Source organism: Neorhizobium sp. P1_A6 (assembly GCF_056406795.1).
Map to the genome: position 1 here is coordinate 165,056 of NZ_JBFTZM010000010.1, position 14,338 is coordinate 179,393.

The window sequence follows — 14,338 nt, forward strand, 5'->3', positions numbered from 1 at the left end:
CTTATCGGAGGACCTGAACCACGGTATGGGTCTGCGGATCGACGATTACGCGCTGGTTGTTGACTACCGTATAGGCATATCGTGGATTGCTGGGCACCGGGGTCACAACGACGCTCTGCGGGATCGGCTTGCCGACAACGATCGGCTGTTCGACCGTCACGGATGCGGTCGGAGCAGGCTGTTCCTCGACATAGGTAACGACTTCGCGCGGCGGCGGATCGAGCGCGGTACCGGCCACGGCGCCGACGACACCGCCAACCGCTGCGCCAACAGGGCCACCGACGATTGCGCCGGTGACAGCTCCGCCGGCTGCACCGTTGACGGTGCCTTGCTGTGCGCCGGCCTGGGTTGCGAAGGAAGCGGCAAGAATAGCGCAGGACGCCAGAATGATCTTCTTCATGGGTCTTCTCCTTTTCATTGGACTTCCGAAGGGCTAACCCACCAGTTTTTGAGTGGTTCCTGTCTACCGGTCACCTTTCGTAAGTGTCTGAAATCTTGAGCGAGGAGGTGTTCGAGAGATGCAGCCATGTTCCGCTTGCCGAACCTGAGCCGGCAACGCGGCCCTCACCACCTCTGTGCCGGCAAATCAATCACCAAGCGCCCCGTTCTGCGGCTTGACGCCAGGGGGAGCTAGATCAAAAAATCGATATCGGGCCCTGCTCCTATTGCCAAGCGGCGTTCGGAGTCTATTTGCGTCCTTCAGTCTGGGAGGATCTGCCCTTGGAATATCGTTTCCTGATCGTCGAAGACAGTCTGCTGGTCGCGATGGATATCGAGGACGCCATTCATCGAAGCGGCCATGACGTCGTCGGAATAGCCCCCGACATGACCGTGGCGCTGAATTATACCCGTGACACGGATATCGCCTTCGTGGACGTGCGGCTTGCCGATGGCGAGACCGGCCCGGAGATCGCCAAGACACTGGCGGAATGCGGCATTGTGGTGATCATGATCACCGGCAATCCGGGGCTGGTGGCGGCGGGTGTCTCCGGGGTCCTTGGCGTAATGGCAAAACCGCTGACCGACCAGGCCTCGATGGACCTCATCCAGTTCGCCGTCGATCGCAAGAATGGCCGGCCGGGCGTGCCGCCGGCGCGGCTGCGGCTCTTTCACTGAGGCCAACGCGATCCCGCCGATGAAATAACTTCCCGCCGCTCGGATGACAGGGCGGGATATCCGCGCTATGGGATCGGCCGCAGAGCGACAGCGGGTCATACATGCGTTATTTCATCACCGGAACGGCAGGCTTCATTGGTTTCCACTTGGCGCGACGCCTTTTGGAGGATGGCCACGAGGTTCTCGGCTTCGACGGAATGACGCCCTATTACAGCCTGCGCCTCAAGGAAGCCCGCAATGCCGGGCTCGCTCAATTCCCTGCCTTCCGCCCGGTGATCGGCATGCTGGAAGACAAGTCGCTGCTCGACAAATCCGTCGAGGATTTCAAGCCGGATGTCCTCATCCACCTCGCCGCCCAGGCCGGCGTGCGTTACAGCCTCGAAAACCCCAAGGCTTACCTCGATTCCAATCTCGTCGGTTCCTGGAACATCCTGGAGATCGCCCGCAATTACGGCGTCGGTCATCTGATGCTCGCCTCGACATCGTCGGTCTACGGCGCCAACCCGGATATTCCTTTCCGGGAAACCGATCGGGCCGACGAACCCCTGACCTTCTATGCGGCGACCAAGAAGGCCACGGAGCTGATGGCGCACAGCTACGCGCATCTCTACAAGCTGCCGATCACCGGCTTCCGCTTCTTCACGGTCTACGGCCCCTGGGGCCGGCCGGACATGGCGCTCTTCAAGTTCGTCAAGGCGATGATCGAGGATCGCGAGATCGAGATCTACGGCGAAGGCAAGATGAGCCGCGATTTCACCTATATCGATGACCTGGTGAACTCGATCATCGACCTGTCCAAGGTCTATCCGGGCGAGGATAATCGCGTTGCCGGCATCGATACGCTTTCCCATCAGGCACCGTTCCGCGTCGTCAATATCGGCGGCGGCCAGCCCTCGGGCCTCATCGACTTCGTCGAAACCATCGAACGGATCATGGGAAAACCGGCCAAGCGCAAGATGCTGCCGATGCAGAAGGGCGATGTGCCGAGAACCTTTGCCAGCCCCGATCTCCTCGTGGCGCTCACCGGCCGCAAGCCGGAGATCGGTCTGGAGGAAGGCGTCAAGGCCTTCGTGCAATGGTACCTCGACCATCGCCACGAGATCGACTGAGCCGATATTCGCCCAGGCGCCTCAGCCGCGTCCGAACTCGTCGACGATGCGGATGATGTCGTCCTCGCCGAGATAAGATCCGGTCTGCACCTCGATCATCTCGAGCATGATCTTGCCGGGATTGGCCAGACGATGCACTTCGCCCTGCGGGATATAGACCGACTCGTTTTCCCTGACAGTCCGGGTTTCCTCGCCGATTGTCACTTCCGCAGTACCCTTGACGCAGATCCAGTGTTCAGAGCGGTGGTGATGTTTCTGCAGCGAGAGCTTCTTGCCGGGCGTCACGAACAGCCGCTTCACCTGGAAACGATCGCCGTTGAGAACCGACGTATAGCCGCCCCAGGGCCGATAGGAGGTCGGATGGGTTTCGGTCAGCGCCGAGGTCGCCTTGGTTGCGGCGAGTTGCTTGACGATCTTGCCGACGTCCTGGCTGTCTTCCAGCCGGCCAATGTAGACCGCGTCCTCGCTGGCGATGACGGCGACGCCATCCAGGCCCTGAACGGCGAGATGGCTGGTGCGCGACATCACCAGCGAGTTCCTGGTGTTGATCAGCGTCGTCTTGCCGGAGGTGACGTTGCCGGCCTCGTCGCGGGCGCCGAGCTTCCAGACGGCGTCCCAGCTTCCGAGATCGGACCAGGTGAATGACGAGGGCACGACCGCCGCGTTGGAGGTCTTCTCCATCAGGGCGTAGTCGACGGAGATATCCGGGCTCGCGGCAAATTCCTGCGCGTCGAGGCGGGTGAAGTCGAGGTCGCTCGAAGCCTTGGCAAGTGCGGCGCGCGCGGCCGCCTCGACCTCGGGCGCGAAGGTGGAAAGTTCGCTCAGCACCTGACCGGCCTTGAACATGAAGATACCAGAGTTCCAGACAAAGCCACCGGTCGATAGCATCTTCTCGGCCTCGGCCAGCACCGGCTTCTCGACGAAACGCTTGACCTTGCAGGCGCCGGCAGGCAGCGCCTCGCCGATCTCGATGTAACCATACCCGGTGGCGGGTTCCGTCGGAGCAATGCCGAAGGTGACGAGCTTGCCGGAAAGGGCCGTCTGTTTGGCGATGCGGATCGCATCGAAGTAACCGGCATCAGCGGTGATCTCGTGGTCCGACGCAAGCACCTGCAGGATGGCATCCTCGCCGAAGCGGCCTTCGACGAAGGTGGCAGCGGCGGCCACGGCCGGGGCCGTATTGCGGGCCACGGGTTCGAGCAGGATGCCGGAGAGCTTGATGCCGAGCTCGCGGGCCTGTTCGGCCACCAGGAACCGGAAATCCTCGTTGGTGATGACGACCGGAGCCTCATAAAGCTTCGGGTCCGAAACGCGCGACAGCGTCGCCTGGAACAGCGTCTTGTCGCCGATGAACTGGATGAACTGTTTTGGCGCGCTTGCGCGAGACAGCGGCCAGAGCCGCGTTCCCTTGCCGCCGGCCATGATGACGGGGATAATCTTGCTATTCATTCCAATATCTCCGGCAGTTCTCGTCCAATTATCGTTCAAGCTTTGCGGCCCAGGCCCGGATGAGGATCAGCCCCTCATGCAACAGGGCCTTCGCCTCGTCTTCCGTCCCGGCCTCGACGTAACAGCGCATTTCCGGTGCGTTGCCCGATGGCCGGAAATGCACGATCCGCCGATCCTCAAGCGTCACCCGCAGGCCATCGATATCGCTTTTGGCGACGACTGTCGAAATCGGCGCGAGAAAGGCTGCAAGATTGTCGTCGGATTGCCTGAGATAGGACATCAGCGCGGCGCTGGTCTCCACGGGAAAATTCTCCAGCCGATCGGCCGCCGCAAACGGCAAGCGGAAACCGGCGGCGATTTGCGACAGGGGCTTCTTCTCGTACGCAGCCAGCACAAGCGTCGCCAGCACCGGCAGGAAACTGTCGCGGGTGGGAAGTGGCGAGAGCGTGCCCGTGCCGGTTTCGAAAGGCGAGGCGGTCAGAAGTCCGCCATTCGCCTCGAAACCCATGACGCCCGTCTTGCCGGCTTCGACTGCCGCGAGCATGCCGGCGATCACGAAAGGCGATCCGACCTTGGTGCGGACCACTTCGAAATCCCCGGCGGCCTCGATGCCCGAATTGGAGGTGACCGGCGTTACGACGACCTGCGCTTTCAGGAACTTTGCCGCGATCAGGCCCAAAAGGTCGCCGCGCAATGGCTCCCCCGTTTCGTCGGAAACCAGCGGCCGGTCGCCGTCGCCATCGGCGGAGGCGATTGCATCGAGCCTATGTTCGCGCGCCCAGCCCTTGAGGAGGGCGATCGTCTCGGCCGAGACTGCTTCCGTGTCGACCGGAATGAAATCTTCCGAACGGCCGAGCGGCACCACGTGTGCGCCATAACCTTCAAGAACCCGGACCATGAGATCGCGGGCAACCGTCGAATGCTGATAGACGCCGACCTTGAGGCCGGCGAGCGCGCCTTGCGGCAACATTGCCGCATTGCGGGCAAGGAACAACGTCTCGGCTTGCACGGAATGATCAGGCGCTTCGCTACGCGTCGCGTCGATCTCGCTCCTGTCCAGTTCGGCGGCGATCGCCGTGATCCGCATTTCGTCCTGTTTGTCGATCTCGCCGTCGGGCCGGTAGAACTTGATGCCGTTGCGGTCCGCGGGGATGTGCGAGCCGGTGATCATCAGCGATGCGGCCTTGAGATGAAGTCCGTAGAGCGCCAGCGCCGGCGTCGGGATGGCGCCGCAGTCTATGGGCGAAAGGCCGGCTTGGCTGAGTGCGGCGATGCAGGTGGCGGCAATGTCGGGGCTCGACGGACGAAAATCGCGGCCGACTAGAACTGCGTCACCGGGCCGGGCAGCGCCCGTTTCCAGGAGATGCCGGGCAAAGGCCTGGGTGTAGAGGGATGAAGCTCGGCCCTCCAGATCACTCACGAGGCCCCGAAGGCCGCTTGTTCCGAATTTCATGCGCTATCCATCAAGGAGACTCCAAGCCTGATCGTCCTAGTTCATTTCCTATGAAAATAAAGTTGAAATTGGCAATACCCCAAATCGGCGGTGTAGCGCCATAAGCCCTTTCCGCAAAGCTTGGCGGGCCAGCCGAATTGATGCTATCATTTGCAGCAGGATCAGGCCTTGTTCCAGATGGTAAGGCACTGTTCTTGGGTTCGGCTGCTTCGGGTTCGAAGCTTGGGAGAGCCGTCATGGGAGCGAATATCGTAAAGAGCGTCGCCTTCGTCGTGCCAATCGCCGGCCTGGCACTTCTTATGGCCATGGGCGAGCCGACCGAAGACGAAACCTGCCCGGGAAGCCTCGCATTCGAGAAGTCCCGCCAACTCGTTGAAGAACGTCCGGATGTGGTCGATGTCGCCTGGAGCGATTTCCGCTGGATCGCCGATTGCCGGTTCTCGATTGCCGGTTATGCCGATATCAACACCGACAAAGGCCTGGACCGCAAGGATTTCGAACTCGTGGTCGCTTTCGATCCGAAGCTGCATCGTTGGCAGCAAGTCAGTTTTTCGACCTCGCAATAATGCGAAGCGCGTGCCGCGGCCCAAACGACCCCGTCAGCCATGTCGGGGCCTGGTCGTCGAAATCGATTTACCGGCAGACGCGTGTGGTCCTGGTGACCCAACGCCCGTGATGGCGGTACTGGACGCTCCGGACCCTGCAGTAAGGCCGGTAATGGTGCCTGGAATACTGGCGGTAGTAGGGGCGGTGGTAGCGATGGTAACCCGGCCGATAATAGTGTCCGGACGGCCGGTAGCCCCGATCGCCAATCGTTATGCTGAAACTATCAGCGAGGGTGGGGGCCGCAGTCGTGGTGAGGCATCCAAGCCCGATGATGCAGGCGGCAATGAACTTTTTCATCTTCTCCTCCTTCAGATTGGCCGCTGGATTGGCGGTTTCTATGAAGGTAGACTGCCGAAAATGAACAAACGCTGACAGCTGCGTTCATGTCCCGCAATGCCCGTCTCGCCCGCAACAAACGCTTCAAGCAGCCTGATTGGATCTGGCGCGGGGTTGCCCTCGCTTGTCGATGCGGAACAGATTGACGATCTCGGCCAGTGCCTCCATTTCCCGGCTTGTCCTCTCGGTGGAGGCCGAAAGATCGCCGACCAGCCGGTTGCTATGGGCATTGAGCTCATCGAGATCTTTCATGGCGCTCGACAACTGCCGAAGGTTGGCACTTTGATTGTTGCTCTCGCTGGTGATCTGGCTGGAAAGCGAAGAGACAAATGCGATGGATGAGACGATCTGGGAAAATTGCTCGCTCGCCTTGCGGACCAGTTCAGCACCTGCCTTCACCTCCGCCTGGCTTTTCTGAATGAGCGCCTTCACCTCGTTCGAAGCATTGGCCGTCGACTGGGCGAGAGAGCGCACCTCGGTTGCGACGACCGCAAACCCTCGGCCACTTTCGCCTGCACGTGCGGCTTCCACCCCTGCATTGAGCGCCAGCAGATTCGTCTGGAAAGCGACATCCTCAATGACGCCGATGATCTCGGAAATCTTGCCGGAGGAGACGGTGATCTGCGCCATGGCGTTTTCCGCGCCGCTCATGACCTGGCTGCCGTTTTCAGCCATCTGGCTGGTATCCGAAATCACGCTGGTGGCCTCGCCCGCCCGCTTCGAGTTCTGGCCGACGGTTTCGGCAACGGCGTTTGTCGTGACGGCCGTGTTCTGAAGCATCGACGACTGACGCGTAGACCGCCCGTTCAGTTCGGTCGTCCCGCGCAGAATTTCGTCGCTGGATGCCGAAACGGAGGCGCAAGCAGCAGCCAGTCGCGACACGACCTCCGAAAGGCGGGTCGTCACGGTGTTCGCATTGTTCTGCAGTTCGGCAAATGCGCCTTTGTGGACACCTTCGAACCGGATCGTCAGATCGGCATTCGCAAGTGCATCCAGAACGCGGCTGGTTTCGTTGAGCCCGCCTTCGAAGCTCGATATGACCGTATTGAGGCTCTGGGCAAGCTCGTGATGTTCAGGACGCTCGAACGGTCCGCTGACACGACCGGAAAAATCACCCTCGGCGGCCTTGTTGACAACTCCGCGCACCTGGCTCTGCAGCAGCCGGGCTTCCGCCGAGACATGGGCGAGGCTGGCGGTCTGAGTTCGCGCTTCCTGCTCCAATGTATCGCGCATGCGCGCATTTTCACGGAACACGGCCAGGGCATCGATCATGGCGCGAATTTCCTTGGCGCCCCGGCGCTTCGGTACGACGACCTCGATGTCGCCGCCTGCAAGCAACTTCATCGACGCGGTGATCCGCACGATCGGGCCGGCAATTCGCTGGGCGACAAACAGCAGAATGATGACGCCCACGAGGGCGAGTGCAGCAGCGGTCGTCAATTCATTGCGAATTTCGGTCTCAAGCGCCTTCCCCGCGGACGCAACCGAGTCGGATGCCGTCTTGTCCACGAGCGTATTGATGTCGAGGATCTTCGTCAGAATGGCCGTGCGCGAGCGCATAAGCTGCTCGGCTGTCGGAATTGCAGTTGCAGGATCGAGCCCGAGCAGAATACGTACATTGCCGCGCCACACAGCATGCAGATCACCGAGGTTCTTGACGTTCCCGGAGACTGCGGGTGACAGCGAGTTGCGGCCAAACTCGGCAAGCGTCGTCTCCAGGGCGCCATTTGTCGCGTCAAACCGTTTCTTGACCTCTTCGACCGAAACGAATGTCGTCATCGCCAGGAGGTTTGTGACCACGCCCGACACATTCTCGAATTGTGTTCCGGTCCTCGCAGCCAGCGTCTTGGCGGCAATCGCGTCCTGCACGACGCGCTCGATATGCGCCTGGCCATCGATCGCCTGGGAACCAACGAGAGCGGCAGCGCCGAGGCCCGCGAGGATGGAGACGACGAGGGGTAGAAGGATTTGGAATCGGACTGACAGTGCCATGGCGTGCTACTCAGTTGGGTAATGTCGGCAGGAGCAAATCCTGCTGTTCAGGGGTCAGGGTCTTCAGGAAAGCGATCAACTCTTCCCGCTCGCGATCGGTGATGAAAAATGGGGAAATGCTATCCGAGCGCGACGCGCTTTTGACCCCGCCGCTCTCATAGTGAGCAATCACCTCCTCCATGGTCGCCAGACTGCCGTCGTGCATATAGGGACCGCGATAGAGAGTGTTGCGCAGGCTCGGCGTCTTGAAGGCATATAAGGCTTTGGGATTATTCGGCTCGAATTTGGCGCGCCCTATGTCGTCTGTCGGCAGGCCCGTATCGTGAAACTTATTGTCGGTGAAATTCCAGCCGGTGTGACAAACGGCGCAGTTTGCTTTGCCGGTAAACAGTTCGAAGCCCCGCTTGGCGCTGTCTGAGACCGCGGTTTCGTCACCGTCCACCCAGCGGTCAAACGGCGACCAGGCGGAAACAACGGTGCGTTCATACGTTGCGATCGCCGTCAGCAGCGTCTCGTTCGTGGCGCCTTTGTCCGGGAATATCTGTTTGAACCAACTGTTGTAGTCGGGAATGGCTCGCAGATCGGCGACGATCTGGTCGAGCTTGCCATTCATCTCCGCCGGTGCCGTGATCGGTCCTGCGGCTTGCGCTTCCAGCGTTGGCGCGCGGCCGTCCCAGAACAAAGGGGTGGTCCACGCCACGTTGAGAATAGTTGGCGACTGGCGGGCCAGATGCGTATTGGCTGCACCCACCGGCGTCTTCACCGGCACTTCGAACCCGAAGGAGGGATTGTGACAGCTGGCGCAGTTCATGTTCTTCGCGCCCGACAGGCGCGGATCGAAAAACAACATCTTCCCCAGTGTCGCCAACTGCAACGAATATGGCGTCACCTTGTCGAAGGGAATTGCGAGAGGTCGCTTGAAATCGGCGAGATTGCCAGCAGCCGCGCCTTGAAATGACACGACTGAGAAGAGGGTTATGCAGAGAAGCGAACGGCGCATGATTGGATTATCCAGAAGCTGATTTAGCGCTCGAAGACCGGATGAATTCGCAGCCGAAATCATCTGGTTGTCGTCTGGACCAAACGTAACCAAAAAGAGTAAAATCTTTGTATAACGAATTTCTAACTCAACTTATTATTGAAAAATTGACAAATGAGAAGAGTAAGGCCAATCCGGCGGCCGCTTTGGCTGATCCTATCATCCATTTGAAAGGGCTTGATATTTGTCAATTTCATAGCGCCGCCATACTCTTCTTCAGAGACTGGCGGCTTTATCTCCCGGGCGGAAAATGCGGCTGCGAACATACAACCGATGCCGGCCGGAACGAAACCGCTTCTCGGTTATGCCGCAGGAGCGCGGAGCCGCAGCCAACCGCGTCGTTGATCAGACCCATGCCGGAAATCGCCGGGCGTTGCAGCGAACGACGGCGATGGCCGCAAAACACGATACTTCGCCGCAGCGTGCCGATCGAGGCGTCACCTCGCGGCCGACAAAACATGAAACAGCTTAAAAAAGCCAATGGCGGACAAGGTGGGATTCGAACCCACGGTACGCTTTCACGCACACACGCGTTCCAGGCGTGCGCCTTAAACCACTCGGCCACCTGTCCTTGGTTGCTTTGCGTCGTCTGAGAAGCAAAACGTTGGAACGGCCGCGATATATACCGATCAATTCCCCGGGATCAACCCGAATCTGAACGTTTTTTGACAGTGGGCGGGAAAACTCCGTCGACCGCGTTGCCAAGCCTTGGGCCCCGGACTATTTCTTCTGCCATAAACGCCGTCGCGCGGCAGGCGGCGCGGCCGTGATCAACGATGCGGGCTTGTTCGCCATGGCAGTCATACGGTTCGTTTTCCATCTGCTCAGCGGGCTTGCTCTGGTTGCCGCGATCGTGGCCGGCACGCTGGATGCGATCCAGTCCGTGTCCGCCTCCTCGGTGGTGCTGACCAGCCTTGGCAATGCCTGGCTCAATCTCGATCCGGAAAGCCTGGCGCTCACCGAGATCACCGCGACCACCTATCTCGGCCAGGACATCTGGCGGCCTTTCGTGGCCCCGGTGCTGGCGCAGCCGGCATTCGCGGTGTTCCTGGGGATTGCGTTGATCTTTTGGATGGCCGGATACAGCCGGCCACAGTTTGCCGGGCGGTTTTCCGCCTGAAGCCCAAGCTGATCCTGCCGGCTCCCAAGAACTGCTGGGGGTAGTGTTGTAAGCGGAGTTGGATGCCGTCATGGGTTGCATGATGCAGATGCCTCCGGCCTCGCTCGACGAATGGGCAGAACTAAGTCTCGAAGCCTTCCGTTTGAGCAGTTTTCGACAACATTGTGGAAGTTTTCAGCAGCTTCGCTGTTTTTTACCAGTTGAAAAAAATCTCGTGAATTTTTCCGAAACCCGTGCAAGAGTGACCGAAGCCAGACCCTTGAAGAAAAAGGGCAGGTGGCCGCAGACATCACCGGGGAACGGGGATTGCGGGAGGACCTAACAGCTAAAAAACAGGGCTGCACGATGAAGAAAACCCTTTTAAGCCTCATTGCCATGGCGGCCATGTCGGCAACCGCGCTCGCCGCGGATATCAAGCCGGCGCTGGTCTACGGCACGGGCGGCAAGTTCGACAAATCCTTCAACGAAGCCGCTTCCGTCGGCGCCGAAAGGTTCAAGAAGGAAACGGGGATCGACTTCCGGGATTTCGAACCGACCAGCGACACCCAGGGCGAGCAGGCCATCCGCAACTTCGCCAGCCGCGGCTTCAATCCGGTGGTCGCCGTATCGTTCGCCTGGACCTCGGCCATGGAGAAGGTCGCGGCCGAATTCCCGGACACCAAGTTCGCGATCGTCGACTCCGTCGTCAACCTGAAGAACGTCCGCTCTATCCTCTATAAGGAGGAAGAAGGTTCCTACCTCGTCGGCCTTCTCGCCGGCATGGCGTCGAAGACCGGCAAGGTCGGCTTCGTCGGCGGCATGGATATCCCGCTGATCCGCAAGTTCGGCTGCGGTTATGTCCAGGGCGTCAAGGCGGCCAAGCCCGATGCGCAGGTCTTCCAGAACATGACCGGCACGACCGGTGCTGCTTGGAACGATCCGGTTCGTGGCGGTGAACTCACCAAGAACCAGATCGACCAGGGCGCCGACGTCGTTTACGCGGCTGCCGGTGCGACCGGTCTCGGTGTGCTGCAGACTGCTGCCGACAACAAGAAGCTTTCGATCGGCGTCGACTCCAACCAGAACCACCTGCATCCGGGTTCGGTTCTGACTTCGATGGTCAAGCGCGTCGATCTCGCCGTCTACAATGCCTTCAAGGACACCAAGGAAGACAAGTTCACGGCCGGCATCCAGGCTCTCGGCGTCAAGGAAGACGGCGTTGCCTACGCGCTTGACGACAACAACAAGGCGCTGATTACGCCCGAAATGAAGGCCGCCGTCGAAAAGGCCAAGGCCGACATCATCGCCGGCACCATCAAGGTGCACGACTACATGTCGGATAAGGCCTGCAACAAGTAAGGCCGGTTTTGAGGGGCGCAGGGCGACGATAATCGCCATGCGCCCTTTTTGCATATCAGGCGGAAGGGCGGACCATTGAGCTTCGATTCTCCGAAGGAGCCCGCGATCGAGCTTGTCGGCATCGACAAGAAGTTCGGTACGGTACACGCGAACAAGAACATCAATCTGACAGTTGCCAAAGGCTCGATCCACGGCATCATCGGGGAAAACGGCGCCGGCAAGTCGACCCTGATGTCCATCCTCTACGGCTTCTACCAGGCCGACCACGGCGAGATCCGCATTTCGGGAAAGCCGATGACGATCCGGGACAGCCAGGCGGCGATCGCTGCGGGCATCGGCATGGTGCATCAGCACTTCATGCTGGTCGAGAATTTCACGGTGCTTGAAAACGTCATGCTCGGCGCCGAAGGCGGCCAGCTTCTCGCCAAGGGCGTTGCGAGCGCCCGCAAGGAGCTGAAGCGGCTGGAGGACGATTACGGCCTCGAGGTCGATCCGGATGCGGTCATCGAGGAACTGCCGGTCGGCAGCCAGCAGCGCGTCGAAATTTTGAAGGCGCTCTATCGCGGCGCTGACATCCTCATCCTCGATGAGCCAACCGGGGTGCTGACCCCGCCGGAGGCCGATCATCTGTTCAAGGTCCTGCGGGTGCTGCGCGATCAGGGCAAGACGATCATCCTCATCACGCACAAGCTGCGCGAGATCATGGCGATCACCGATACGGTGTCTGTCATGCGCCGCGGAGAAATGGTCGCGACCCGCAAGACCGCGGAAACGACCGTCGAAGAACTTGCCGAACTGATGGTCGGCCGCCGCGTCCTGCTGCGTGTCGAAAAGGGAGCGGCCCATCCGGGAGGGGTCCTGATGTCGGTCAGGAACCTGACGGTCAAGGACAGTCGTGGCGTCACCATGGTCGATGACGTCTCCTTCGACGTGCGCGCGGGCGAGATTGTCGGCATAGCGGGCGTCGCCGGCAACGGCCAGTCGGAACTGCTCGAAGCCATCGCCGGCATCCGCAAGCCGTCGTCCGGCGAGATCTTCATCGATGGCAAGCCCGTCGCCGGTGTCGATCCGGCAGGCCTGCGCGATCTCGGCCTCGCGCATATCCCGGAAGACCGCCACCATATGGGCCTGGTCCTGAAATTCGAGGAATACGAAAACTCGATCCTCGGTTATCACCGCGACCCCAGATACGGCCGCGGTCCGTTCCTGGATCTCGATGCGATGCGGAAAGATGCCGAGGAGAAGATCGGCAAATACGACATCCGCCCGCCGAACCCGCGGCTGCGGACCGCCAATTTTTCCGGCGGCAACCAGCAGAAGATCGTCGTGGCGCGCGAAATCGAGCGCGATCCGAAAATGCTGCTCATCGGTCAGCCGACCCGCGGCGTTGATATCGGCGCCATCGAATTCATCCACAAGCGGATCATCGAAATGCGCGACGCCGGCAAGGCGGTGCTGCTGGTCTCGGTGGAGCTGGACGAGATCCGTTCGCTCTCCGACCGCATCCTGGTGATGTTCGCGGGCAGGATCGTCGGCGAAAAGTCGGGCGAGGCGGGCGAACAGACGCTGGGCCTGATGATGGCCGGGATCGCCGCATGACGCTTTCAGCAATGACCCATTCGGAGCATGGAATGATCGGACTTTCGGCGGCAGCACGGCGGACGAGGGCAGGGGCATGACCACCGCATCCGTTCCGCTTCCCGCCTGGATCAATTACGGCCTCATCCCGCTGCTCAACCTCATCCTGGCTTTCTTCTTTTCCGGTCTGGTCGTCTGGGCGATCGGCGAAAGCCCGTTCGAGGCGCTGCAATTGCTGTTGATCGGCGCGCTCGGCCGCGGCGAAGGCATCGGTTTCACCCTGTTTTATGCAACGAGCTTCATCTTCACCGGCCTGTCCGTGGCAGTCGCGATCCATGCCGGCCTGTTCAATATCGGCTCGGAGGGTCAGGCCTATCTCGGCGGCCTGGGTGCGGCGCTCGTGGCGCTGGCCATGGACCATTACGTGCCCTGGTATGTAACGATGCCGTTTGCAGTGATCGGCGCCGCCCTGTTCGGTGCAGCCTGCGCCGCCATTCCTGCCTGGCTGCAGGCCAAGCGTGGTAGCCACATCGTCATCACCACCATCATGTTCAACTTCATCGTCTCGTCGCTGATGAACTACATGCTGGTGCGCGTGCTGATCGTTCCCGGCAAGATGGCGCCCGAAACTCGCACCTTCTTGCCCGGCGGCCAACTCCCCAAGCTCGACTGGCTGATCGCCATGTTCGGCGGCAAGCTCGGCGCGGCACCGCTCAACTTCTCTTTCCTGATCGCGTTGATCATGTGCTTCCTGGTCTGGGTGCTGATCTGGCGCACCAAGCTCGGTTACGAGATGCGTACGCTCGGTATCAGTCCGACGGCTGCGAGTTATGCGGGCATCCGCTATTCGAAGATCGTCATGATCACCATGCTGATCTCCGGCGGCCTTGCCGGCATGATGGCACTCAATCCGGTCATGGGCGCTTCCGCCCGCCTGCAGATCGAATTCGTCGGCGGTGCCGGCTTTGTCGGCATCGCTGTGTCGCTGATGGGTCGCAACCATCCGGCCGGCATCATCCTGGCGGCATTGCTGTTCGGCATCCTCTATCAGGGCGGCGCCGAACTCTCCTTCGATATGCCGAGCATCACCCGTGACATGATCGTCGTCATCCAGGGCATGGTCATCCTGTTTGCCGGAGCCTTGGAATATATGCTCCGCCCGGCCATCGTCCGGTTCTACCAGCAGCTCACCGGGAAATAGG

Annotated in this window: 13 protein-coding genes and 1 tRNA gene; 7 read left to right on the forward strand and 7 right to left on the reverse strand. The window is 60.5% G+C overall.

Annotated features, from left to right (window positions below; all coding sequences use genetic code 11):
• Position 1: 1 nt before the first annotated feature.
• The gene (locus AC1D3C_RS20510; RefSeq protein WP_038548104.1) at positions 2 to 400 is read right to left on the reverse strand and encodes a DUF1236 domain-containing protein; all 399 of its coding nucleotides are present in this window, start codon (positions 398 to 400) and stop codon (positions 2 to 4) included.
• A gap of 320 nt (positions 401 to 720) precedes the next feature.
• On the opposite strand from AC1D3C_RS20510, the gene AC1D3C_RS20515 reads away from it, so the two are divergent.
• Positions 721 to 1,116, forward strand: coding sequence for a response regulator (locus AC1D3C_RS20515; protein ID WP_038592299.1), 396 nt, complete (start codon positions 721 to 723; stop codon positions 1,114 to 1,116).
• Positions 1,117 to 1,217: 101 nt separating this feature from the next.
• Positions 1,218 to 2,225 (forward strand): NAD-dependent epimerase/dehydratase family protein, encoded by a 1,008-nt coding sequence (locus AC1D3C_RS20520; RefSeq protein ID WP_477484134.1) that lies wholly within the window; start codon positions 1,218 to 1,220, stop codon positions 2,223 to 2,225.
• Between the two features lie 21 nt (positions 2,226 to 2,246).
• On the opposite strand, the gene AC1D3C_RS20525 is transcribed toward AC1D3C_RS20520, so the two are convergent.
• Positions 2,247 to 3,674, reverse strand: a complete 1,428-nt coding sequence (locus AC1D3C_RS20525; RefSeq protein ID WP_477484135.1) for a mannose-1-phosphate guanylyltransferase/mannose-6-phosphate isomerase — start codon at positions 3,672 to 3,674, stop codon at positions 2,247 to 2,249.
• Positions 3,675 to 3,702: 28 nt separating this feature from the next.
• Positions 3,703 to 5,127, reverse strand: a complete 1,425-nt coding sequence (locus tag AC1D3C_RS20530) for a phosphomannomutase (RefSeq protein WP_477484136.1) — start codon at positions 5,125 to 5,127, stop codon at positions 3,703 to 3,705.
• A gap of 236 nt (positions 5,128 to 5,363) precedes the next feature.
• On the opposite strand from AC1D3C_RS20530, the gene AC1D3C_RS20535 reads away from it, so the two are divergent.
• Positions 5,364 to 5,693, forward strand: coding sequence for a hypothetical protein (locus tag AC1D3C_RS20535; RefSeq protein ID WP_477484137.1), 330 nt, complete (start codon positions 5,364 to 5,366; stop codon positions 5,691 to 5,693).
• A gap of 67 nt (positions 5,694 to 5,760) precedes the next feature.
• Here AC1D3C_RS20535 and AC1D3C_RS20540 read toward each other — a convergent pair whose 3' ends face one another.
• From AC1D3C_RS20540 to AC1D3C_RS20555, 4 genes are all read right to left on the reverse strand, one after another.
• Positions 5,761 to 6,030, reverse strand: a complete 270-nt coding sequence (locus AC1D3C_RS20540) for a hypothetical protein (RefSeq protein ID WP_151045787.1) — start codon at positions 6,028 to 6,030, stop codon at positions 5,761 to 5,763.
• A gap of 123 nt (positions 6,031 to 6,153) precedes the next feature.
• The gene (locus AC1D3C_RS20545) at positions 6,154 to 8,061 is read right to left on the reverse strand and encodes a methyl-accepting chemotaxis protein (RefSeq protein WP_477484138.1); all 1,908 of its coding nucleotides are present in this window, start codon (positions 8,059 to 8,061) and stop codon (positions 6,154 to 6,156) included.
• Between the two features lie 10 nt (positions 8,062 to 8,071).
• Positions 8,072 to 9,061 (reverse strand): cytochrome-c peroxidase, encoded by a 990-nt coding sequence (locus AC1D3C_RS20550; protein ID WP_477484139.1) that lies wholly within the window; start codon positions 9,059 to 9,061, stop codon positions 8,072 to 8,074.
• 520 nt (positions 9,062 to 9,581) lie between these two features.
• Positions 9,582 to 9,671 (reverse strand) — tRNA-Ser (locus tag AC1D3C_RS20555).
• Positions 9,672 to 9,893: 222 nt separating this feature from the next.
• On the opposite strand from AC1D3C_RS20555, the gene AC1D3C_RS20560 reads away from it, so the two are divergent.
• The 4 genes from AC1D3C_RS20560 to AC1D3C_RS20575 all read left to right on the forward strand — a co-directional run bounded on the left by AC1D3C_RS20560 (position 9,894) and on the right by AC1D3C_RS20575 (position 14,337).
• The gene (locus AC1D3C_RS20560; protein WP_051900233.1) at positions 9,894 to 10,220 is read left to right on the forward strand and encodes a hypothetical protein; all 327 of its coding nucleotides are present in this window, start codon (positions 9,894 to 9,896) and stop codon (positions 10,218 to 10,220) included.
• 345 nt (positions 10,221 to 10,565) lie between these two features.
• Entirely contained in the window at positions 10,566 to 11,558 is a 993-nt protein-coding gene (locus AC1D3C_RS20565) for a BMP family lipoprotein (RefSeq protein WP_038592324.1), read from the forward strand.
• A gap of 75 nt (positions 11,559 to 11,633) precedes the next feature.
• Entirely contained in the window at positions 11,634 to 13,157 is a 1,524-nt protein-coding gene (locus AC1D3C_RS20570; protein WP_038548135.1) for an ABC transporter ATP-binding protein, read from the forward strand.
• Between the two features lie 76 nt (positions 13,158 to 13,233).
• Positions 13,234 to 14,337 carry an ABC transporter permease gene (locus tag AC1D3C_RS20575; protein WP_477484140.1) on the forward strand — a complete coding sequence of 368 codons (1,104 nt, stop codon included), beginning with the start codon at positions 13,234 to 13,236 and terminating at the stop codon, positions 14,335 to 14,337.
• Position 14,338 lies beyond the last annotated feature (1 nt).

Coding starts and splice junctions, on each gene's coding strand:
- AC1D3C_RS20550 (WP_477484139.1), bottom strand. CDS start 9,061: ATGCGCCGTTCGCTTCTCTGCATAACCCTCTTCTCAGTCGTGTCATTT.
- AC1D3C_RS20560 (WP_051900233.1), top strand. CDS start 9,894: ATGGCAGTCATACGGTTCGTTTTCCATCTGCTCAGCGGGCTTGCTCTG.
- AC1D3C_RS20530 (WP_477484136.1), bottom strand. CDS start 5,127: ATGAAATTCGGAACAAGCGGCCTTCGGGGCCTCGTGAGTGATCTGGAG.
- AC1D3C_RS20510 (WP_038548104.1), bottom strand. CDS start 400: ATGAAGAAGATCATTCTGGCGTCCTGCGCTATTCTTGCCGCTTCCTTC.
- AC1D3C_RS20545 (WP_477484138.1), bottom strand. CDS start 8,061: ATGGCACTGTCAGTCCGATTCCAAATCCTTCTACCCCTCGTCGTCTCC.
- AC1D3C_RS20565 (WP_038592324.1), top strand. CDS start 10,566: ATGAAGAAAACCCTTTTAAGCCTCATTGCCATGGCGGCCATGTCGGCA.
- AC1D3C_RS20520 (WP_477484134.1), top strand. CDS start 1,218: ATGCGTTATTTCATCACCGGAACGGCAGGCTTCATTGGTTTCCACTTG.
- AC1D3C_RS20525 (WP_477484135.1), bottom strand. CDS start 3,674: ATGAATAGCAAGATTATCCCCGTCATCATGGCCGGCGGCAAGGGAACG.
- AC1D3C_RS20535 (WP_477484137.1), top strand. CDS start 5,364: ATGGGAGCGAATATCGTAAAGAGCGTCGCCTTCGTCGTGCCAATCGCC.
- AC1D3C_RS20540 (WP_151045787.1), bottom strand. CDS start 6,030: ATGAAAAAGTTCATTGCCGCCTGCATCATCGGGCTTGGATGCCTCACC.
- AC1D3C_RS20575 (WP_477484140.1), top strand. CDS start 13,234: ATGACCACCGCATCCGTTCCGCTTCCCGCCTGGATCAATTACGGCCTC.